Raw genomic sequence first — 21,650 nt, 5'->3', positions numbered from 1 at the left:
GAAGCTGAGAATTGCAGCCATGATGCGTTAGAGAAGTCGCAGTTTGCGCGTATGAAAGCCCTCCGCGAAGCGATCGGGGGCGCGGCATTCCATGCCGCGAAGACGGGCAATCGCGCGAAATGTCTCAGGGTCAAACCAGTCCTTGGAACGCTGAGAGCTGAAATGCTGCATGAGCAGTTTGATTTTCTTATCGAGGATATCTGCGCTCAGCGCGACATAGCTGTTGGGTTGTCCGAGGTCTCCATCCCACTTGGGAATTTCATATTCCAGCACAAGCTGATCGCGAAACACGTTCCAGGTCAGTTCCTGAACGGTCCGATGATCCTGATGGGCATCCCCGCCGCCATGCGTGAAGATGAGGTCCGGTGTGAAGCGGTCGCGCAGGGCCATCAGCCAGGCTTTGATCTGCCGGGCGTGAGCTGGGAAATAGCTGTCCTCAAAATGAGCCTGCTGAATAAAACAGCGATGTGCTCCACTGGTAAAGCCACGCGCAGCAGCCAGTGCTTCTGCCTGTCTAACTTCATTACCCGACAAAACACACCATTCAATATCCAGCGGCACTCCGGTTGCAATCAGGCTCAGGACAGTGCCGCCACAGCCGATTTCAATATCGTCTGAATGTGCGCCCAAACAGAGAAGCTTCAGCGGTATTTTTCGCTCCGAAAGACGCAAGAGATCGATCATAACGCAATCGCGATATTTGCGGCCTGCATCTGTGTCCGATGCTTTTTCCAGGGCATATCGCCCTTTTCGACCATGTCCTCCAGTGTCTGCCAGTCACGCAATGTGTCCATCGACCGCCAGAAGCCCTCATACTTGTAGGCCATCAGCTGATTGTCGGCGATCAGGCGTGTGAACGGTTCGAGTACCAGTTCCTCGCCCTCGCGCATATAGTCGAATATTTCCTTGCGAAACAGGAAATAGCCGCCATTGATCCAGATATCCGAGGTATTGGAGGTCCGGAACGCATGGACCGCGCCATCTTCAGCAATATCGGCAAGGTGATAGGTGAGCGGCGGGCGAACCGCCAGGAAGCAAGCAAGCTTCCCACTTTTTTCGAACCGCTGTTTCATGTCGTCGAGATCGACATCGCTCAAGCCATCACTATAATTGGCAAGAAACATATCCTCGCCCTGGACATGGGCACGTGCACTCCACAATCGTTCACCAATATTGCGCCATATCCCCGTATCGAGCAGCGTGACGCTCCAGTCGCGGTCGACATCTTCGAGCAAGCGCACATTGCGACCGCCGTCGGAGACGACGCAATCGGCGAAGGTCTGGGGGCGGATGTTGAGAAAGAAATCTTTGACAACATTGGCCTTGTAGCCCAGACAGAGGACGAAATCATTATGTCCATAGTCAGAATAATATTCCATGACGTGATGGAGGATGGGTTGATGTCCCAGTGGGATCATCGGCTTGGGCACATTTTCGGAATATTCGCGTATTCTGGTACCAAGACCACCGCAGAAAAGAACCACTTTCATGACTTAGCGCTCCTCTGTGAGCAAGGCAGGATCAATCAAGGTCACGTGCGGAATCGGTATGATGAACTTGCCACCCCATTCCACTACATGCTGCATCTGCCGGATGATTTCCTCCTTGAAGTTCCAAGGCAGGATCAGAATATAATCGGGTTTGAAACTGTCGATGACCGAGGGGTCAAAGATCGGAATATGCATTCCGGGCGTAAAGCGTCCGTGCTTGTAAGGATTGCGATCGACCGTGAAATCGAGAAAGTCGGTCCCGATACCGCAATAATTGAGCAGGGTATTACCCTTGCCCGGCGCTCCATAGCCGCAGATGCGCTTGCCCGCATTTTTTGCTGCGATCAGAAATGACAGCAGGTCGCGTTTGGTCCGACGAGTTTTCTCCGAAAATTGTTCATAGGTCGCAATGTCGTTGAGACCAAAGGCCTGTTCTTTTTTGAGCAAAGCCGCAACGCGGGGGCCGGCCTTTCGCTTGCTGGAATTGTGGGCGAGATAGACCCGAAGGGAACCACCATGGGTAGGCAGCTCCTCCACATCGATCACCTTGAGGTGGTGTCGGTGTGCCATATAGCGGATGGTCAGCAAGGAGAAATAGGAGAAGTGTTCGTGATAGATCGTATCGAACTGATTGTGTTCAATCAGATTGGCGAGATGCGGAAACTCAAGGGTGATGACCCCTTCCGGCTTGAGCAGCAATTGCATCCCGCGCACAAAGTCATTGAGGTCGGGAACCTGGGCGAGAACATTGTTGCCGATGATCAGGTCAGCTTTTTTTCCATCGGCACTCATCTGCGCGGCAAGGCGCGTGCCAAAGAATTCGACCAATGTGGGAACTCCTTTTGCCCGTGCCGCTTCCGCGACATTTGCCGCAGGTTCAATGCCGAGGATCGGGATGGCCTTCGGGATGAAGTGTTGCAGAAGATAGCCATCATTGCTGGCAATCTCGACGACGAAACTATCCCCATTGAGATCGAGCTTTTCGGTGATTTCCTCACAATAGGTTCTGGCATGAGTGACCCAGCTTGTGGCAAAGGATGAAAAATAGGCATATTCGGTAAAAATATCGGCAGGGCTGAAATATTCCTTCAGCTGCACCAGATAACAATGGTCACAGACCAGTGCATAGAGCGGATAATAGGGCTCCATTTGATCACATTGTTCGGCCGTGATGAAGCTCTCGCATGGGGGGGACATTCCCAGGTCAACAAAACTGTGCCTGAGAAGCGTTCCGCACAAGCGGCAACCGACTTGTTGTTGGGCCATGCTTGTACTCCGCGATATGCCCGGCGTCTGGATGGTCATAAATATACCTCGCCCTGCCCGGTCCCGTTGAATTCTGGGTCCTAGTGCCGATCTTGTTCGGATAAGCAAAGCTACTGATTGGGCCCAATATTTCCGAGACTGCAAAGAGGAGCGCATCCTCTATCCCATCGGCCGGTCCTATCCGCTGTCGGGCTATGGGAGACGCTCCCTTGAACCTTCGCATCGATCAAAAGGCGCAGGTTGCGCTACCTCTTCTGGATAGGGGGATGATCGGCTATGGTGCAGGCCTGTGAGCCCAAAACAACCCTATCGCGCTGTGGGAAAGCTGTCAGAATGGCCGCGTGAGGCTTGTGAGGCAAAAAAGATGCGTTTTCTACCGCTGAACATTCAGGGCGCCTGGTCCATCGAACCGGAACGGATCGAGGATGAACGCGGCTGGTTTGCACGTGTCTATTGCGAAGCGGAATTCAAGGAACGCGGCATGCAAACCAGTTTCCCGCAGCATAGTCTCTCGTTCTCGCGAGAAAAAGGCACATTGCGTGGATTGCACTATCAGAATGAACCGCATTCAGAAACCAAGCTTGTCACCTGTCTGCAGGGTATCATCTGGGACGTGCTGGTTGATTTGAGACCTGAATCACCCACCTACCGCCATTGGACGGGGCTTGAGTTGTCAGCGGGCAACGGTGTGGAGCTCTACATTCCCGAGGGCTGTGCGCACGGCTTTCAAACGCTCACCGATGATGTGTTGCTGCGCTATATGATATCCCGGCCCTATGCACCCGATTTTGCAACGGGTATTCGCTACGATGATCCTGCTTTGGGGATTCCCTGGCCGGACAAGCCGAGCATCATGTCAGAGAAGGACAGGAGCTGGCCGCATCTTTGAGTCAGGCGGGATCGAGGAGGCCGACCGCGCAAAGTCTTTGTGCGGCATAATGGAGTGTATCAAAATCGATTTGAGAGCGCGCGGCCATATCGAGAACTGTTTGGGTGCCGTCTGACAGGTTTAGCACCCACAGAAGAGCCATCGCATAGTTCACTGGCGCTTGCATGTCATCCCTATGATCAAATAGCCCTCTGCGTCCGAGTTGCGGTTCACCTTTGGGCGCGGTATTGACGGGTGTCCAGTTGCGTTCAGCCAGATCAATGGCCTGCATGACGAGATGATAGGATTGTTGCAGATAGTCCGCTTTTATGAAATCGAGATTGTCGCTGGACGTGTGATACTCGGGAAAACTGCCGTAGAGGCTGCGCTGGAATGACCCGACTGGCAGATTGAAGCCGGGTGAGCAAAATTGCCGTTCGTCGTAACCGTAGGGCCAGAAGTCATGGAGCTTGGCGTCGGGAAGATCCGCGCGCGGCAACAGATAGGCCATGATCTGATCAATTTCGGCATTGCCACGCCGACTTCGCTTATAGTTTGGTCCGCCACCATCCCCCACACAGGATAGCACGAGCCCATGTTTAACCAGCGGCAGCTGCGCTTCGTTCTGTCTGAGCCAGGCAAGCGCTCCGAAGGTTGCAGGACCAAACAACAGACGATAGGTCAAGCGGGTTTGACGCCGCTTTAATGCCGCGCCCAAGAAGCTGAGCAACGCCATGCCCGAGCAATTGTCATTGGCGAGCGACGGATGGCAGAGATGAGTCGAAATCACGAACACATCCTTGCTGGAGCCTTTGTGGATGAACTCTCCATAATCGAGCCAGCCCTCGCGATGTTCGGCGTCGATCACCACCTGATAGTGGTCATCCTGCATTTGAAGCAATGCGTTATGGGCCATACAGAAGCCCCAGTCAGCATTGTGATAGCAGGTTCGGTAAGGGATGCAGTCGGGTTGCTCCGGCAATGTATGGATATGGTCGCGCAACTCCGTCAGACTCATTCGGGTCCGTATCGGTACACTGAAGTTAACGACATGGAGATTGTTGTGGTTGAAATCGACAATCCGCCGGCCCGTATCATCGGCGATGAACGCGTCACGGATCAACCATTCCCTGGGTACCTGCCAATCAAAAAGCTGGTCTCCACTCTTCATTCTGTGAATATCGAGCGGCAATTGCTCGCCGATTATCGCCAGTGTCTGCCGCACGCCCTCTCCGCTCAGACTGCGGCAGATCGGAAAGAGCCGTGCGGCGAGCGCATGAATCTCATGACCGATTGCGCTGTCTTGCGGCCGGTCGGACCCAACCCTTCGACCATATCCACTGTCCATCACGCGCTTGCCCTGAACAGAGCGACATCTTCAACCGTGCGGCGCAAATTGCCATCGAGCTCGCCGTGCGCAAGCAGCTTTTTGATATGGGCAATACGCTGGAAACGCGGGCCTTCAAATTCTTCAAGCGTCAGCGATGAACGACAATAGGCGGCAAGCAGTTCCTGTGCGCCCGCCGCTGCATCCCATTGCGGTCGTGCCTGTGGCAGCAGGCGGGCAAGTTTTTCGAAACTGACGCGATACGAACGCGTATCGGGGCCGGCATCCTCGGCATAATCGATGCGGCAGTCCGGAACAGTGTCTGCGACGATGGCTGCAATGTCACGAATACGATAATTATGGTCGGTCGAACCGAGATTGAATGCCTGGTTAAACACGGTGTCCCGCTCGGCTTCCATAGCCGCTATGAAGGCCCGTGCAATGTCTCGAATATGGACGATCGGCCGCCATGGCGTGCCATCGGACTTAAGATAGATCAATCCTTTCGTGACCGCCCAGGCGACCAGATTGTTTAACACGATATCGAAGCGCAAAAAGGGCGACACGCCATAGGCGGTTGCCGGTCTCATGTAAACAGGACAGAAGCTTTCGTCTGCGAGCGCACTGATATCGCGCTCGGCCCTGACCTTGGAACGGCCATAAGCGGTGACCGGATTAAGCTCTCCCGTCTCGTCGATTAACGCCGCATCACTGATGCCGTAATTGCTGCAGGAGGAAGCAAAGAGAAATCGTCTGACGCCAGCAGATTTGGCCGCCTTCGCCATGGCAACGCTTGCGTGATGATTGATTGCATAGGTGAGATCCTCATTGAGATTGCCCAGCGGATCATTCGACAAAGCGGCAAGATGAATGACAGCATCAAAGCCTTGAAGATCATGAGCGGTGACATCGCGCACATCCTTGCGGATTGTCGGCACATCGATCACCGAGCCTCCTTCTTCAAACAGGCAGTGTCGATACAGCCCGGAATCATATCCAGAAACCTCATGGCCTGCGCTGATCAGCATCGGGACCATGACGGACCCGATGTAGCCTTGATGCCCCGTAACAAGTACCTTCATGGCAAACTCCTCAACTTGATGATGACAGCACGCTAGCGCGCATGCGCAGCGAGAACGAGTTGACCGAAGGATTGCTGGCTTCGGACAAGCGGTTAAAAAAGACACGAAAGGTCGTAAGCTCTACCGCTTTTGGAGGAGCCCGATCTCTGGCGCGCTACCAATCAGCAGCAGCCAGTCGCTGTTGGGGACATTGTTGCGATCGGGTGGGGTCTGATAGATTTGCAAGCCTTGCCGCAATTGCGGGGTGTTCGCAGTGATCGCTTGACCGGAGGCTGGATCCACCCATAAGGCGGAGGCTGATCCGTTGACAACGTCCGCCTTGACCTGAAACTGACCCGCATCACCGTAAATCGCGATGAGCCGGTGATCGGGCCAGGCGGCGGCGTAGCTCCCCTCGACATCGGTGATCGACCCGTCACGATCGGGCTGCAATCGAAACCAGTCAATTCTCTCGAAGATGGTCTTCAACACCGCCATGGATTGTGCACCAGGACTGTCGAGTGCCTCTTGCCAGTCCTGATCGGACGCGAACACGCCCGGCCCGGAAAAATGCCAGACGGGATTGTTACCAAAAAACTGACCGGCTGCGCCGCCCAACATGGCGCCATAGGCATTGCGCCGGGTCATCCGTGCCGTTGTGTCCCGCTCATATTCATAGGCGCCCTCCAGCAATATTACCGGCAGCCTGCTGCGGCTGCTTTGCTGTAATATCGTCTTGTGAACGTCGCCATAGGTATAGACCGTATCCATCGAGAACCAGCGCTCCCCGCCCCACAGATCGAAAGCGGGCGTATCGCGGCTCGCATGGACGGTCTGAAGCGCGCGGGGTGAAGCGGCCGCAATCCCTTCGGCCAGTTGCGAAACAAGCGGCTTGTCAGGCGCATCAAAATCACCGCCGAGCACCCAGACAATATTGGGGTATCGTGCGAACCGCCGTGCGACCGCTTCGCCATAGGCTCTCATTTGTGCGGGACCTGCCGCCGCAGCCTCGCTATACCAGCCTTGTTCACCGCCATTCACGCCAAGATAGGCGGGGACGAGAAACACGAGCATGCCTCGTCTTGATGCCTGATCAATGACCCATGCCGCATGATCAAAATAGTTCTTTCCCAGTGCTGCAAACGGCCGCTGCGGAAAAGGCTGGTCGCCAAAGGCATTGGCCGGGGGGTGGCTTGAAAACTGGTGTTCGACAAGATTGACCAGGATGGCATTGAAGCCACGCTTGGCGCGGTCATCGAGATAGGTTTTTGTGTCTTGGCGACCCAGTTCCGCAATCAGTGACCATGCGGCGTCCCCCAAGAGCAGAAACGGCCGGCCATCAGCATTTTCCAACAGCCGTTGATCACCGCTTACAGCAACGGGAAAGATGGACGGCAGCTTTGCTGCAGTCAGAACCAGCAATGAAATAATCATCAGGCCGCAACGCGCGATCCTCATCGGGTGAGCGGATTGGCCGGCGCGCTGTTGAACCGACGATAGACCAGTTGCGAGGGGCGGCCGGTGAGATAGGTCTCGACACCGTCATTGAGGGCTCTTGCATAGATGCCAAGCGCACCGTCGATGGCTTCAACGGTCCGGGCGATATCGGTATCGCTATGGGTATAGCTGACGACCAGAGAAGGCATAAGAATACCGCGTCGGATCGTTTCCTGCAAGAAAAGGCTGCGGAACGCCTGTGATGCTTCTCCGTCACCATCCAATGTTGCATAGGCAAGGCAGCATGGACGGCCCATCAAACGCACATGCTGTCCCAGACCATGATTGGCAATCGTGCTCTCGACACCTTGAGCGAGCTGTTGGCCCTGCTGGTAGAGGCGTTCAATAACCGGCTCATCGCGGTAGACCTTCATGGTTGCGATCGCCGCTGCCATTGCATGGGTTTCCGCCCCATGGGTGGTGGAAAGCAGGAAGACGCGGGCATAGTCGGTCTGTGTAAGCCCACCCAATTGCATATAGTCTGCCTTGCCAGCCAGGGCGGAAATTGCAAAGCCATTGCCCAATGCCTTGCCAAAGCAGGAAAGATCTGGCTCGATATCATAAAGCCGCTGTGCGCCGCGCATGTGAAAGCGAAACCCGGTGATCATCTCGTCAAGAATAAACAGGGCACCGTTTTCATGAGCGATCCGTCTTGCCTGATGCAGAAAATCTGCCTGCGGCTCATCCATCCGCGCTGGTTCGAGAATGAGGGCGGCAATTCTTCCCGGATAATTTTCAAAAAGGGCTTCCACCGAGGCAAGGTCATTATAGCGGAATGCCGTGGTTAAGGCGGAGACTGCAGCAGGGATCCCAGCATTCATCCTGGTTGTGCCAATGAACCAGTCATCGGTCGAGAAGAATGGATGGTCGGAGCAACAGGCGATCATGTCACGTCCTGTATAGGCGCGTGCCAACCGAACGGCTGCAGAGGTCGCGTCCGATCCATCCTTGCAGAATTTGACCATTTCGGCGCCATCGATCAATTCCAGGAAACTCTCGGCGCATTCGATCTCGATCGCGCTTGGGCGGGTGAAGTTGCAGCCATCCTGCAACGCATCGCGAACAGCCTGCAGCACGGGAGGATAAGCGTGGCCAAGACCCACCGCACGATTGCCCATGCCATATTCGATATATTGGTTGCCATCGACATCAAAGACATGCGAACCCGAGCCGCGTTGTATAAACCCGGGCGAAAGCACGGGATATTGATCGTCTCCTTTCGCATAGGTGTGACAACCACCGGGAATGAGCGCATGCGCTTTGCTTCTCAGCAATTGAGAATTGTGAAACCGGGAGGTGAAAAGGTTCATGTCCTTGTCCTTCGCTGGTTATGCCATCAGACCGGTGTAAAGGCCGCGTTCAAGCGTTCTTTCATCTCGCGCAACCAGTTCTTGACCGGTTTTGGCAAACGGCTGCGCAGACTGGAATGAAGCGCCCTTGGCATTGTCCATTGCGCCATCGGCAAGGCGGGAGCGATGTCGGGCGGGCTTGCGACAAGGTTTTCCAACAATGCCGCATAGGACTTGCCGACGCGTTGATTGTCGAAGGCAATTGCCACCTTGACAATGGCAGCTTCAGACATTTTGGTCCGCAAACAGGGATCCTGAGCAACCAGGTCGATATGGCGCGCCGCCTGCTTGACGTCACCCACTGCAAACAGCAACCCGTCCTCGCCATGGGTGACAATCTGGTCGGTGACGCCTGCAATCTTCGAAACAACCGCCGGACAACCCTGGCTCATTGCCTCAATCAATGTGAGGCCGAACCCTTCAAACCTGGAGGGCATGATCATCAGGTCGTGCTGACTGACGAGCCAGGGAATATCCGCGGGAGCGATCCAACTGGTAAAGGTGACCCTGTCGCCGAATTCCGAGAGGCGGCTGCGCAATTCGGCAAGGTCCGGCCCGTCTCCAGCCACCGTCAGTTGGCAGGGAGAGCGAAGCTCGCGCAGGATCTGCGGCAGCCAGAACACACCTTTGGAATTATCTTCGATCCGGCCCAGATAAAGCAGACGCAGAGGAGCCTGCTCCGCCACCTGCCGCACGGCAGGCCGGGGATTTGCGGCACAGTTCAAACCATGGGGGATAACCAGCATTCTCTGAGGATCAAAGCCGTAACTCTTGACCAGATCATCGCGACAGCGCTGGGAAACACCGACAGTTGCATGGACATGATCGCGGATCTCGCGTGCCGCAGCATAGGTCCCCGGCGTGATGTTATGAACAATCATGATGCGCAGGATATCCTCAGGCAGATAGCGGACGAGATTGGTTTCAAACCGGCTTGAAAGCACATTGACGAACACTGCCTTGAAATCATTCTCGCGCAGGAATCCGATCATTCGCCGGGCACGGGTTTGTTCGTCCAACACACCCATCTGATCGATGGCATCGCCTTTGCGCAGCGTGTCATGAAGGCCCTGCCCTTGGGGCGGCAAGGAGATCGTTTCCCCCGCAGCACCCGCAGCCAGCCAGCGCAGTTCAACCCCATTGTCCTTGAGAGACGAACACAATCGCGTAAATACTGAGTAGGTTCCGCCAATATGCGGACGGACAAAGTAAGCACATTTCATGAGCGCAACCCGATGCCCCGGTGGTTGAGATGGAACCAGGACTTCGAGGGACGGATCCCTCGAAGCCTTACTCCAGTATATCGGGGGGCGTTTGATATACCGCAATGCAGTGTAGCGAAATTGCGCCAGCACGCATTCTGGCTATCAGGGGTATAGCCCCTCCTACATAAGAGGTGGGTCTTCACCCTTCTGCCAGTTTTCACAATTTCCATTCGCAGCTTAGTTTCTCAGACGGTGTTGGAGACACGTCTATGAAAATAGGTCTTTTTGGTCAGTTCGGTTCTGGCAATACCGGCAATGATGGCTCGCTGGAAGCGATGCTGCATGTTTTGAACCGGATTTCACCCAATGCGCAACTGGTCTGCATTTGCTCCGACCCCGAGATCATCACCCCGAAATTTCAGATCCGGGCGGTCCCTGTGGGACAAGCCGCTTCCGCGCATATCTATCTGCGCTTGCTCAACAGGTTGCTTTTCAACGTCCCCCGCAGGCTGACTGGCTTCATTGGTGCCTTGACGCTGGCCCAGGGGCTCGATCTGATTATCGTTCCGGGGACGGGCATCCTCGACGACTTCAACGAGAACCCCTTTGGCTGGCCATTTGCGATTTTGCGTTGGTCGATTGCCGCCCGGCTTGCAGGCGCGCGCTTTGCGTTTGTTTCCATTGGGGCAGGTCCGGTCACGCATCCGCTCAGTCGCGTGTTCATCCGCAAGGCCGCTCTGCTTGCCGCCCATCGTTCCTATCGGGACCAGGTGTCCTATGATTTCATGCGCTCGCTGGGTGTCAGCGGGCGCCGCGATGGCGTGAGTGCAGATATCGCATTCGCGCTGCCCGTCGCCGATGATGTGCTTACAAACAGCGCTGATCAACGGATCGGGCTCGGCGTGATGAATTACCGGGGCTGGCGCAAGAACGCGCAGGACGGTGCGGCGATCTATCAGACCTATCTGAACAAAATGGGTATCCTGGTGGATGGTTTGCTTGATCAGGGAAGGCAAGTGCGTCTCCTGATCGGTGATCAGGGCGATCTGGCGGCGGTGAAAGATCTGCAATCCCGCCTTCGCCATCGCGATAAAGGCAATGTGACCTTCGAACCGCCCGCATCGCTCCAGGAACTCATGCAGCAGATAGCTCTGACGGATATTGTGGTCGCGAGCCGTTATCATAACATCGTCTGTGCTCTGGCGATGACAAGGCCCGCAATATCGATCGGTTATGCGAGAAAAAACGATGCTTTGCTCAACGACACGGGATTGGGTGCCTATTGTCATCACATTGAGACCTTCAATCCCGAACATCTGCTTGGGCAGATTGATCAGATATTTGCGCGTCGGGCGGAACTGGCGACGATCGTGGAGCGTGGGGTGAACATCTATCGTGGTCGCCTGCGCGAACAGGAAGAGGTTTTACGGAGCTTGATGCTATGAAACCTTAGCCACGGTCTGAGTGGTATCGGTGGCGCCGCTCCAGCAGATAGTCAACCGGCGGCAGCAGTGCCAGCAACGGGCGTCGCTTCAGAGCAAAGGCCATCAATCTTGCTGCATCTTTTTCTCCACGCATGAAACTGGCGAAGGCGGACCAATAGGCGCGTTTTGTGAGGCAGGTGCGGGCAGCCTCGAAGTGACGCGATGCCCCGGCCATCTCGCGCCCTTCCTGTTCAAAGAACGAGCGAAATGCGGCTTCGAATTCGCTGTTCCAGTTCATGATACCCGCGACTTTTGCCGATTGATTGGCGTTATGGACACGTGCATAGGCCTGCACATTGCGCGTTGAGGCAACGTTGCCCCATAAAGCGAACCGCAGCCACATTTCGAGGTCATCGGTATGGGTAAGCTCTGCTCGATAATAGCCGACCCGCTTTTGTATGTCGGTGCGCACCAGAGCGGTGGGCCCGGCCACCGGATTGAAAGCGTATCGGCATGCGCATTCGATGAATCGTCTTCCTTCAACGATGTCCCAATCACCTCGATGGACAAAGGCAGGCATTTGCGGTCGCCTCTCATGCGCTGCAATGGATTGTGCGACACCGAATGCAAGATGGACATCCGGACAGTGTCGAAGCAATTGGGCACTGCGCGCCAAGGCGCCCGACGACAAAAGGTCATCAGCGCATAAAATGAGAAAAAACTCCGAACGGGCCCAATCGATCGCCTGGTTGAACGAGGCATGTGGCCCGAGATTTTCGGATCTCAGCAGCAGTTCAACCCGCAGGTCATTGGCAGCCAATGTGCGGGCCAGGGCTGCGCTGTTGTCGGTGGAGGCATTGTCGATGATCAACAGTCTGACCACCACGCCCGTTTGTGACAGGACGCTATTGGCGCATTCAAGCAGATAGTGTCCATAATTATAGTTGGGTATCACAATGTCGACGGTTGGCAGGTGATCTGATGTTCTCGCCATGTCCGGCCTCATTCTGCGGGTTCTGAGAGCTTGGACCATGCGGGTGCCACGCGTCCAAATCGCGCTTTGAGATGTATGACAACCGGGCGAAACACCGCCCGCAGTTCATCGCTGAATGGATGGCGGGTAACCAGCAATGCCACGAGCCATCCCGCGACTGCGAGAAGTCCGATGAGCAGCGCCTTTGTGAAAGCCATCTCAACACCGAACCCATTTGCCGCAACCATTGCGAAGGGGCCTGCAAGGGCAAACAGGGTGACAGATGCGCTGCGCAGGAGCGCGATTACCAGCACCCGGTAGGAGAAGGCAACATGCTTTCGCACATAGACAATGGCTATAATCATCTGGAATGGCAGACTGATGAACTGACTGAGTGCGACGGCCAGCAAGCCATGGAATGCAGCCAGGCAAAGAATGGCGGTGGCAACGGACCGAGCGATGAGGTTGGAGATGAAGGCTTCCCGATTGGCACCCAGCGCCATCAGAAGCGGATAGGTGAGAATGACTGGAAACCAGAAGAGGCTTGCCAGACTTGTGATAGCCACGATCAGAGCAGCCTCTGACCAGCCTGGTCCGAGAATGATCTCAACCGCAGGATAGGCCAAGAGAGCGAGGAGAATCTGCGCCGGCCAGTAGACCACGGAAATATAGGAAAGCGCGCGAATATAGGCGCGGCTGATATCGCCACCGGCGCGTGCATGTGCGGAGAGCATCGGGAAGGCGACGGTGAAGACCGCCGACAGGAAAATACGATCCGGCAGACCGCTCACTGTATTGGCGCGATTGTAAATCCCGACCGATGCGATCGGCATGAAGCGGCCGAGCATCAGTTGAGGAAACGTCTCGCAAATCTTGTTCAATCCGGCATTTCCGCCGAGATAGATCCCAAAGCGCATGGCGGTATTTATGCTGTGCAGTGATGGTTTGAGCAGGCGTCGGAGCGGATAGATTGTCAATGCCAGACCTGTGGTCGTCAGCGCGCTGGCCAGCAATCCGAAGGCAAAGCACATGTGCCCAAATCCGAGCCAGGCCATGGCGATGGTGATTAGGGCGCCAAAGCCGGACCCGGCGGTACGGATACGTGCCAGCATTCCGAAAGCCATTTCACGCCTCAACAAGGCGACGACCGGCAAAGACAGGCTTTCGACAATTGCCGCTAAGATGGTGATGTCGAGAAAGAGCAGCAAGGAAGCATCGTGATAGGTAAGCGCGAAATAATCGCGCGCCAGGTACAACCCGCTCGATAAAAGGAGGGTCACCAGCATCAGGAACGTCATCGAGGTCCGAATATCGCGGTCTTCTATTGTCTCGAGACGGATCAGAAATTCCGGGCTGGCAAATTCACGCAGGGAAAACACGATCGCAGCAATGCTCAAGCCGACCACACCGGCGCCGGTCTCTGCCGGCCCGAGAAAGCGCGAGACTGCGATGACGGTCACAAAGTTGAAAATCAGACCGGCATATTGCTCAAGCACCGCCATGAGGAAACCTCTGCGTGCGCCGCTCATGATCTTGCTCCTGCATGGGTGCCGGACAGTGTTGGTGTTGGATTGCGCACGATTTTCTTTCCCCCCGGACATTCGGGGCGCGTTCGATGCGCTCCCATCCTGGCGCAGCAGGATAAAGACTTGCGATTGCGGGAAAATCTGGACCTTGGGTTAAGCCCTTATCTGAAAGGCGTAAGGCACACGCTCTTAAGCCAAGTCGTAGAGGCGGGCTCGACCAGCTAGAACAAAGGAAGATTTCGCTTAAACGCGCATGGGAGAAGAAATGACAAGTCTTTTCTGGACCACGCTCTTGGCATTTGGCATGACGGTCGTCTTTTGCCTCGGCTTTCGCGGATTGGCACGGGAATGGTATCTCGTTGACATTCCCAATGCGCGCAAGAGGCATGACGGCAACGTTCCGCTGTGTGGTGGGATTGCTATTTTCCTTGCCTTCCTGATCGCAGCCCCGCTCGCTCCAATGATGACAGGCCCCGCCAATGCAATCGCGCTGCTGCCTGGCCTGTTTCTGATCCTGATGACCGGCGTGGTCGACGATCGCTTTGATCTGCCGGTCGCGCCACGGCTTGCACTGCAATTGCTGGCGGCCTTTCTGATCATTGGTCTCACAGGCATAAAACAGATTCATCTGGGTCTTGGTCAGAGCGCGAGCGAAAGCCTGGTGACTGCGCCTGGCGAAGTGCTTGGTGACGTCCTCACTGGTCCAATGTTCGTCTTCATCGCTCTCACCTTCATCATCGGTCTGGTTAACGCCGTCAACATGAGTGATGGTATTGATGGACTGGCGGGATTTGCCAGTGCTGCAGCATTTTTCTGGCTCGCGGTGATCAGCTTCGGACTTGCCGAGGACCGTCTGGGCATTCAGTCACTGATCCTGTCATCGGCCTGTGTCGGCTTTTTGATTTTCAACATGCGCCACCCCTGGCGGCGCAAAGCCAGTCTGTTTCTCGGAGACGGCGGCAGCACTGTGCTTGGCGCAGCCCTTGCGGGCACTATTCTTCTGCTTGCAAACCGACACGGCGCATCGGCCTTCCCGATCCTTCTCTGGGTGGTAATCGTGCCCGTCATCGATACGTTGAGTCTGATCATTCGCCGCCTCTGGGCACGCAAAAGCCCGTTCTCGCCTGACCGGCAACATTTGCACCATCTGCTGCTCGACCTGGGTCTATCGCCCGGACAAACAGCTTTGGCGATCGGGGGCCTGAGCCTCGTTTCGGGTGCCATCGCCGCAGCGGCGGTCGCGCTGGAGGCGTCGGCATGGGCGATGCTGCTGGCGATGGTGCTGCCGCTCAGCGCGCACAGTGTTCTTGTCTTCCGCACGCGAAAGGGTCTGCATCCGATGCTGCCAGCAAGTGGAATGGCCGCGGACGCAGTTCCGGCAGCCAAAACCAACATTACCATGCCAGGGGCAACTTCATGACGCTTTCCGTTCTGATCATGACACGCAATGAAGAAGTCAATCTGGGCGCTTGCCTGGACAGCCTTGACTGGTGCGATGATATTGTGGTGCTGGATTCATTCAGCGACGATCGCACTGTTGAAATCGCCCGTGCGCGGGGCGCGCGGGTTTATCAGCGCACTTATGATAGCGAAGACCGCCAGCGCATGTATGGTCTCACCGAGATAGAGTTCAAGCATGCGTGGGTCTATACGCCGGATGCAGATGAAATCACGCCTGATGATCTGAAAACAGAGATGCTGGCGATCACGTCGGATCCGACGCGGCCGGAAGTATTTTTCAAGGCGCGCTACAAGAACATGTTCATGGGTCGCTGGATCAAGCATGCCAGTCTTTATCCGACCTGGATCACCCGTCTTGTTCGTCCTGACCGGGTTCGGTTTGAGCGCTCTGTTCACTCGCGGGCGAGCGGCGGCGCTGAAGGTGAATTGAAGGCGCATTTCATCCATTACAGCTTCAATAAGGGTCTTGAAGCCTGGTACGACAAACACAACCGCTATTCGACAGTGGAAGCGGATCTCTCCTCAAATCACCAATTGGAACGTACAATCGATTGGCGTGGCTTTTTCTCGCTGAAGCCGGAGCCGAGAAGGCGGGCACTGAAATCGCTTTCCTATCATATGCCATTCAGACCTAGCTTGCGTTTTGTTTACATGTATCTTTTGCGTGGTGGCTTCCTGGATGGGAAGCCAGGCTATCTTTATTGCCGGTTGCTTGCCGCCTATGAGTTCATGATCATCGTCAAGATGGAGGAACGGCGGCAAAGCAGACTGCAGGTTTCAGGAGACGCCGTTCGTCCCGGCATGAGCAACCAACAAGCCGAGCGGCGTATGGTATGATGGCTTTGCTTCTGCTTCCTTGCGCTTTGCTGATCAGCCTTGCGGCGCTGTTTTACAGCGATACCGTGCTCACTTTGCCGGATGACGGAAGCAGGGCGGACGTGATCGTCGTTCCAGGCGGCGACGGCCCGCCACGCGCTGCGCAGGCAGCGCGACTTTGGAAGCAAGGACGCTCCCCGCTTATTCTGATTACCGGGGATGGTGACTGCTTGTTTAACAAGCAGATCATGATACGTGATGGTGTCAATCCATCGGCTATACTGGTCGAGTGTCAATCCGGCAGCACATGGCAGAATGCTTATTATTCGGCAGCTGTGATGCGGCGGATACGGGCGCGAAATGCGGTCATTGTCACCAACTGGTATCATTCGCGCCGCGCCATTGCCAGCTTCCGTTCCGTCTGCCCGCAAATGCATTTCAGTTCATCACCCATAGGGGTTGAGAGCACTCCGATGGGCTTCCCGCCGACATCGGCCGATCTGGAACTGATTGCAAAAGAATATGCCAAGCTCGGATGGTATCTGGCATCAGGTCGTATCCTGCCCTCCAATCTTGTCACAAAGGATCGGGCAGCAGAGATAGCGAGCGTCTGCGCATTGCAAGGGAGCAAGGGATGACGCTTGCTTTGACATGGATCTTTGTCGGATTGGTGATGAGCTTGATGGCCGGGGGCCTGCTGCTTTCCGCGCAAAGGATGTATCAGTTTCCTTTCCTTGCTGGTGTCATGACGTTTGGCTTTCTGCTTCCGCAGGTTCCCGCCCTCGTCCATGACCAGTTCCTGCCATCGGGCGCCTATGCCAAGACGATGATCATGGGGATTTTGTCCCTTGCCATGCTGGCCTTGGGGTGGCGTCTGACCAAGCGTCCGATTGCCTTTCTGAGCATGAGCTTCAGTGAAAGGCGGCTGGTGTGGGCTGCAGCGGCCTTGTCGGCATTCGGCGCAGCATTCTATTATCTCTTGAGCCGCTTGCCGGGCGAGGTTTCCATTGGAATGCAGATGACGGGCATGCCTGTTGTCTACCTGTTCTTTGCTCAGCTGATGCCTTATGGACTGGCGATAGCGCTGTTGTGCTTTGCCCGTCGGCCTTCGTGGATCGCGCTCGCGATTATTGGCTTTGATCTGGTGTTTTATCTTGATCGCATTCTGGTGACTGGCAAACGGGCGGAGGCGATCCAGCTTCTTCTGATGATCCTGCTCTCCTTGTGGTTCTACCGCCGCTTCGTTGTTCCACGCGTCTTGATGGCGCTGGGCATCCTCGCAGGCACTTTTCTGATGACAAGCATGGGCGACTATCGCCAGATCACTCGCGCTGCTTCGGGTTTTGTTCTCAACGATATTATGGAGATCGATTACGCCGAAAACTTCAATGAAACACTCGAACGTGGCGGTCTTGAAATGCGGAATGCCGTTCAGCGCATCGACGAGATTGATCGTCGATTGGAGTTTGATTACGGCAAGTTTCACTGGAACCGTGTCGTCTTCACTTTCGTGCCCGCGCAATTGGTGGGATCGAAGCTGAAAGATGCCCTGCAGTTCGACACCCCCAAGCCAAGCCGTGATTACAACCCTCTCACCGGCACGACCGAAACAGGTCTGGTCGACGCCTTCGGATCATTTTGGTATTTTGGTGCCTTGAAGTTCTTGCTTCTCGCCTGGGTCATGCGTCGTCTATGGGAAACGGCGATGGCCGGCGAGATGCTGGGGCAACTTGTCTATATGCTGTCGATCGTGCCGGCGATGCATGCAATCTCGCATCAGACGGACTGGGTCATTCCGGTTTGGATCCATATGGCAATCTTTCTGATCCCAGTCCTGTCACTTTGCCGGATCCGCAACAATTCGGTCCGCCTGCCGACACCGTTGCATCGCCATCAGCCTCAAACGCAAATCCTGGAAGGGTTGAACTGAATGTCTCCTGCAACGCGCTCGCCCTCGGCTGTCATAGCCGGAAGAATGGTTTCATCCAGCCCTTTGCAGGGGGAGGCAACCTTTACCCTGCAACACCGGGTCTTTCGCCTCATCTGGCAAATGACATGGTTGCTTCTCGCCGCCTGGACACCCTCCTTTCTGTGGCGTTGGCGCGGCCTGATCCTGCGTTGTTTCGGTGCCAGCATTCATAAGACGGCCATTGTGCGTGGAAGCGCCCGTATATGGTGGCCTGGCAACCTGATCATGGATGCGCATTCTTCGCTCGGTCCAGCTGCGATCTGTTACAACGTCGCTCCGATCATATTTTCCCCCTATGCGATCGTTTCCCAAGGCGCTCATCTTTGTACGGCCGGTCACAATATTGACCATCACGATTTTCCCCTGACCGCCGCACCCATCCGTCTTGGGCCATGCGCGTGGATTGCAGCGGAAGCGTTTGTCGGTCCGGGGGTGAATGTCGCAGAAGGCGCAGTGCTTGGTGCCCGGGGGGTGAGCTTCCGTGATCTCGAGCCCTGGATGGTTTATGCGGGCAACCCGGCGAAGCCGGTTCGACCACGCCGCAAAGCGAGCGAAACTGCGCAGACGGATTGCTGATCGCATCAGCGGAGTTTGTGCCTTCACATTGGCAGTCGGTTAATCAAGCACAGGCCGCGCGAAAGCGAGCCGGCACGTGCAAGCGGAAGAAAGAGATCGTCGAGCTTCGTCCCCGATGCCAATCACCGGGGGGCGAAACAAAACTGTGCAGTGTCAGTTCCTTTTTTCCTCATCACCAGTTGCGCGCGGGAAGCCAAAGATTTCGGCAATTGGGCCTGTACTAGCATGGTGAGCGCAGAAGGTGAGAATGACAATGGTCAAGGGAACCCCGATGAAGGCACCGAACACGCCCCAGATTGCGGCCCAGGCGAATACCGAGAACAGAGTAGCCAGCGGCGACAGGGCAAGCGTTCGACCGGTCAGACGTGGTTCGATCACACTGCCGATGATGGACTGGATGGCGTTCAAGCCAACGAAGATGAAACCGCCCCATCGCCAGTCGCCCCATTGAGTAAAGGCGAAGGCTGTGATGAGGAGTGTGGCGATCAAAGGACCGAGAAACGGAATAAAGTTGAGGATGAAGGCAACAAACCCCCAGGTCTCGGCAAAAGGCAAGCCAAGCAGACGGGTGAAGAGCCAGACGAAAACCCCGGTTGCAACGCTCATTGCCGTTCTCAGCAGCATATAGACGCGAATTTTGGCGGCTGCAGCTTTACTGGCGCGCAGGAAGGAAACCACGGCCTGTTGATTGTTCAACCTATTAATCCGGCTGCCAAACGCGTCAATTTCAGCGAGACCCAAGAGCACATAGACCAAAGCGATCAGCCAGAAGCTGAATATATTGCGCAGTTGCAGTGAGACTGTTTGCAGCATTCGCAATGTCGTGGTGATGTTGAAATTGTCCGACCACAAAAGCGAGGCAGCAATACCATGCGCCTCGAGCCAGGCTTGGAACTGCTGGTAGAGGAATTGATAGGTGGTTGCATCACTGGCGATACGGCGTCCAACCTGGCCGACCGTCCATGCCATCAGCCATCCAAAGCCCAGCAGAACGCCAAGCACCAGGACGAAACTGATCAGCAGGGTCAGTGCAGGGTTAAGGGCTGAAGCAAGAGCGCGCTGAACCGGCCAGACAAGCATGATGATAAACAACGCAAAGGCCACCGGCGCCAATACCGTTCGTCCATAATAGAGCAGTGCTATCAGCATGCTGGCCGCGATCAGATTGAGCGCTGCATTGCTCAGCTTGGCCATTTGACCTCCATGCTGCGATCGTTTGAATCACGTTAGCTTGGCAGCGTATTCTTGAAGATTTGCCCGTCCTTGATAACCAGCAGCAGGGTTTGCGCCGGTCTTTCGAGCACATGGATATCATCGAGCGGATTCTCGCCGAGCAACAGCAGATCAGCAAACGCACCTTGTTCGACGACCCCTAATCGGCCGGGATAGGGATTGCGCAGATTGGAGAGTGCGAGCAGATCGGCATTGACCGATGTCGCCGCCTGAAGCACCTGCGCATTTGAATACCACTGGCTTAGATGGGTGAGCATGAAGTTTTGGCGTGGCGTCATCTCGGGTGAAAACAGGACGTCGGATCCCCACGCTGTCTTGATCGCATATTTACGGGCGAGCTGATAGAGCGTCGGGGTGCCAGCGAAAAGCTGTTCTATCCGCGCTGCACTGGGCCCGGTTTGTGGTGCAGCATCCGCAGTGGTGAGGAAAGGCTGGGTACTGAGCCAGACATCCTTTTCAGCGATCATACGTGCGGTCCGCTCATCTATGAGGTGGCCGTGTTCCACGCAGGAAACGCCTGCTCGCAAAGATCTTTCCACCGTATTGGAAGCATAGGCGTGCACGGTGACATAGGTGTTCCAGTCTTTTGCGACCTCGACGGCCGCACGTATTTCGTCTTCACTGAAGGTGGACATGTCAAGGGGACTGCGCGGCGATGAGACGCCACCGCCGGCGACAATCTTGATTTGTGAGGCGCCCTGCAGCAACTGCTCGCGCACCCGCAATTTAAGATCTCCGGTATCGTCGACGATCGCCGCCGCGCCCATTAATTCCGAGGTGCTCAATCGGCCGCCATCGCGTGGAATTTCCGTGGGCAGGCGCAAATCACCATGACCACCGGTTGTGGTGATCATCGCGCCGGAGGGAAATATCCGGGGGCCAGGGATCAGGCCATTGTCAATTGCGCGTTTGAAGGAGAATGTCGGCCCGCCAAGGTCACGGATCGTGGTAAAGCCGCGCAGAAGCGTGCGTTCGGCCTCCGCGGTGGAGGCGGCAAAGATCATGCCTGGATCGCCCTCCATCAAAACCGGCAGCGGCACGGCGGCATAGACCGCATGCCAATGAGCGTCGATCAGACCGGGCATGAGCACACGATCGCCGCAGTCGATAACCCGTGCGCCCTCGGGTGGCGGATTATTGGCCGCATCAACCGAGGCGATCCGGTTTCCTTCGATGAGAATCTGGATGCCCGGTCGCAGGCTATCAGACTTCCCGTCGAAAAGACGGACATGCGTGAGGAGAATTCTTTCTGGTTGTGCCAGAGCTTGATCTTTGGTGAGAATAGCAGCGGCAGTGGCGGCAGCGCCTGCAAGGAAGTGTCTTCGCGACAACCGATCCAGCCGGGTGGAGATTTTCTGCAGCATAGGGTTTGCGCAGGCGCATCCGCCCGCGCGGCTGAAGTGCTGATAGCTTTTACCCAATCGGATCATACTGCCTTCTCCTTGAGAACAGTAACAAACCTTCACTTGATTGCCGGAAACGCACAGAGGAAAAGTCCTCCGCTGGCTTAAAGCGTCCTACCCGGCGTGTCGCGGCCGTCTTCAAGGCCCGTCATATCGCCTGATCTGCAGTCTGACCGACTGCTATTTGGGCATTTTTTTGATCGCAT

At 55.7% G+C, this 21,650-nt stretch carries 19 protein-coding genes; 7 read left to right on the top strand and 12 right to left on the bottom strand.

The window, feature by feature from the left end; translation table 11 throughout:
• Nucleotides 1-27: 27 nt before the first annotated feature.
• The 3 genes from CEV34_RS15380 to CEV34_RS15370 are packed head-to-tail and all read right to left on the bottom strand — an operon-like array spanning nt 28 to nt 2,795.
• Nucleotides 28-684 (bottom strand): PIG-L deacetylase family protein, encoded by a 657-nt coding sequence (locus CEV34_RS15380; RefSeq protein ID WP_094543905.1) that lies wholly within the window; start codon nt 682-684, stop codon nt 28-30.
• A complete protein-coding gene (locus CEV34_RS15375) occupies nt 681-1,490 on the bottom strand; it encodes a sugar phosphate nucleotidyltransferase (protein WP_007880555.1) in 810 nt (269 codons plus the stop codon). The genes CEV34_RS15380 and CEV34_RS15375 overlap by 4 nt, the downstream gene beginning before the upstream one ends.
• Nucleotides 1,491-1,493: 3 nt before the next feature.
• Nucleotides 1,494-2,795: a class I SAM-dependent methyltransferase gene (locus tag CEV34_RS15370; RefSeq protein WP_007880557.1), complete on the bottom strand. Its 1,302-nt coding sequence runs from the start codon at nt 2,793-2,795 to the stop codon at nt 1,494-1,496.
• A 325-nt stretch (nt 2,796-3,120) separates the two neighbouring features.
• Here CEV34_RS15370 and rfbC point away from each other — a divergent pair, with 325 nt between their 5' ends.
• Nucleotides 3,121-3,645 (top strand): dTDP-4-dehydrorhamnose 3,5-epimerase, encoded by a 525-nt coding sequence (gene rfbC / locus CEV34_RS15365; RefSeq protein ID WP_007880558.1) that lies wholly within the window; start codon nt 3,121-3,123, stop codon nt 3,643-3,645.
• Nucleotide 3,646: 1 nt separating this feature from the next.
• Here rfbC and CEV34_RS15360 read toward each other — a convergent pair whose 3' ends face one another.
• From CEV34_RS15360 to CEV34_RS15340, 5 genes are all read right to left on the bottom strand, one after another.
• Nucleotides 3,647-4,972, bottom strand: coding sequence for a DUF4910 domain-containing protein (locus tag CEV34_RS15360; RefSeq protein WP_007880559.1), 1,326 nt, complete (start codon nt 4,970-4,972; stop codon nt 3,647-3,649).
• On the bottom strand, nt 4,972-6,033 hold the full coding sequence (locus tag CEV34_RS15355; protein ID WP_007880560.1) for an NAD-dependent epimerase/dehydratase family protein: 1,062 nt from the start codon (nt 6,031-6,033) through the stop codon (nt 4,972-4,974). Before CEV34_RS15355 ends, CEV34_RS15360 begins: the two co-directional genes overlap by 1 nt.
• 120 nt (nt 6,034-6,153) lie before the next feature.
• Nucleotides 6,154-7,446 carry an apiosidase-like domain-containing protein gene (locus CEV34_RS15350; RefSeq protein WP_007880561.1) on the bottom strand — a complete coding sequence of 431 codons (1,293 nt, stop codon included), beginning with the start codon at nt 7,444-7,446 and terminating at the stop codon, nt 6,154-6,156.
• Between the two features lie 20 nt (nt 7,447-7,466).
• Nucleotides 7,467-8,819: a glutamate-1-semialdehyde 2,1-aminomutase gene (locus tag CEV34_RS15345; RefSeq protein ID WP_007880562.1), complete on the bottom strand. Its 1,353-nt coding sequence runs from the start codon at nt 8,817-8,819 to the stop codon at nt 7,467-7,469.
• A 26-nt stretch (nt 8,820-8,845) separates the two neighbouring features.
• Nucleotides 8,846-10,081 (bottom strand): glycosyltransferase family 4 protein, encoded by a 1,236-nt coding sequence (locus tag CEV34_RS15340; protein WP_039861066.1) that lies wholly within the window; start codon nt 10,079-10,081, stop codon nt 8,846-8,848.
• Nucleotides 10,082-10,332: 251 nt separating this feature from the next.
• Between CEV34_RS15340 and CEV34_RS15335 the strand changes: the two genes are divergently transcribed.
• Nucleotides 10,333-11,508: a polysaccharide pyruvyl transferase family protein gene (locus CEV34_RS15335; protein ID WP_064322786.1), complete on the top strand. Its 1,176-nt coding sequence runs from the start codon at nt 10,333-10,335 to the stop codon at nt 11,506-11,508.
• A 4-nt stretch (nt 11,509-11,512) separates the two neighbouring features.
• On the opposite strand, the gene CEV34_RS15330 is transcribed toward CEV34_RS15335, so the two are convergent.
• Both CEV34_RS15330 and CEV34_RS15325 read right to left on the bottom strand, forming a co-directional pair.
• Nucleotides 11,513-12,481, bottom strand: a complete 969-nt coding sequence (locus CEV34_RS15330; RefSeq protein ID WP_007880567.1) for a glycosyltransferase — start codon at nt 12,479-12,481, stop codon at nt 11,513-11,515.
• 8 nt (nt 12,482-12,489) lie between these two features.
• Nucleotides 12,490-13,989, bottom strand: a complete 1,500-nt coding sequence (locus tag CEV34_RS15325) for an oligosaccharide flippase family protein (RefSeq protein ID WP_007880568.1) — start codon at nt 13,987-13,989, stop codon at nt 12,490-12,492.
• Between the two features lie 262 nt (nt 13,990-14,251).
• Here CEV34_RS15325 and CEV34_RS15320 point away from each other — a divergent pair, with 262 nt between their 5' ends.
• From CEV34_RS15320 to CEV34_RS15300, 5 genes are read left to right on the top strand one after another with little or no spacing between them, the layout of a single operon-like run.
• Nucleotides 14,252-15,406: an MraY family glycosyltransferase gene (locus tag CEV34_RS15320; RefSeq protein ID WP_039861067.1), complete on the top strand. Its 1,155-nt coding sequence runs from the start codon at nt 14,252-14,254 to the stop codon at nt 15,404-15,406.
• Entirely contained in the window at nt 15,403-16,284 is an 882-nt protein-coding gene (locus CEV34_RS15315; RefSeq protein WP_007880570.1) for a glycosyltransferase family 2 protein, read from the top strand. Before CEV34_RS15320 ends, CEV34_RS15315 begins: the two co-directional genes overlap by 4 nt.
• The gene (locus CEV34_RS15310) at nt 16,284-16,901 is read left to right on the top strand and encodes a YdcF family protein (protein WP_007880572.1); all 618 of its coding nucleotides are present in this window, start codon (nt 16,284-16,286) and stop codon (nt 16,899-16,901) included. Before CEV34_RS15315 ends, CEV34_RS15310 begins: the two co-directional genes overlap by 1 nt.
• Complete coding sequence (locus tag CEV34_RS15305) at nt 16,898-18,193, top strand: hypothetical protein (protein ID WP_007880574.1); 1,296 nt, start codon at nt 16,898-16,900, stop codon at nt 18,191-18,193. Before CEV34_RS15310 ends, CEV34_RS15305 begins: the two co-directional genes overlap by 4 nt.
• Entirely contained in the window at nt 18,194-18,808 is a 615-nt protein-coding gene (locus CEV34_RS15300; RefSeq protein ID WP_007880576.1) for an LbetaH domain-containing protein, read from the top strand.
• Between the two features lie 153 nt (nt 18,809-18,961).
• Here the strand turns inward: CEV34_RS15300 and CEV34_RS15295 are convergent, their stop codons facing one another.
• Nucleotides 18,962-20,002, bottom strand: a complete 1,041-nt coding sequence (locus tag CEV34_RS15295) for an AI-2E family transporter (protein WP_007880577.1) — start codon at nt 20,000-20,002, stop codon at nt 18,962-18,964.
• A 32-nt stretch (nt 20,003-20,034) separates the two neighbouring features.
• Nucleotides 20,035-21,471 carry a metal-dependent hydrolase family protein gene (locus CEV34_RS15290; RefSeq protein WP_007880581.1) on the bottom strand — a complete coding sequence of 479 codons (1,437 nt, stop codon included), beginning with the start codon at nt 21,469-21,471 and terminating at the stop codon, nt 20,035-20,037.
• Between the last annotated feature and the right edge of the window lie 179 nt (nt 21,472-21,650).

Origin of the sequence: Brucella pseudogrignonensis (genome assembly GCF_002252525.1) — a bacterium.
Classification (GTDB): Bacteria; Pseudomonadota; Alphaproteobacteria; order Rhizobiales; family Rhizobiaceae; genus Brucella; species Brucella pseudogrignonensis.
The sequence above is the reverse complement of the archived record's forward strand: the minus strand, read 5'-3'. Positions and strand labels throughout refer to the sequence as shown.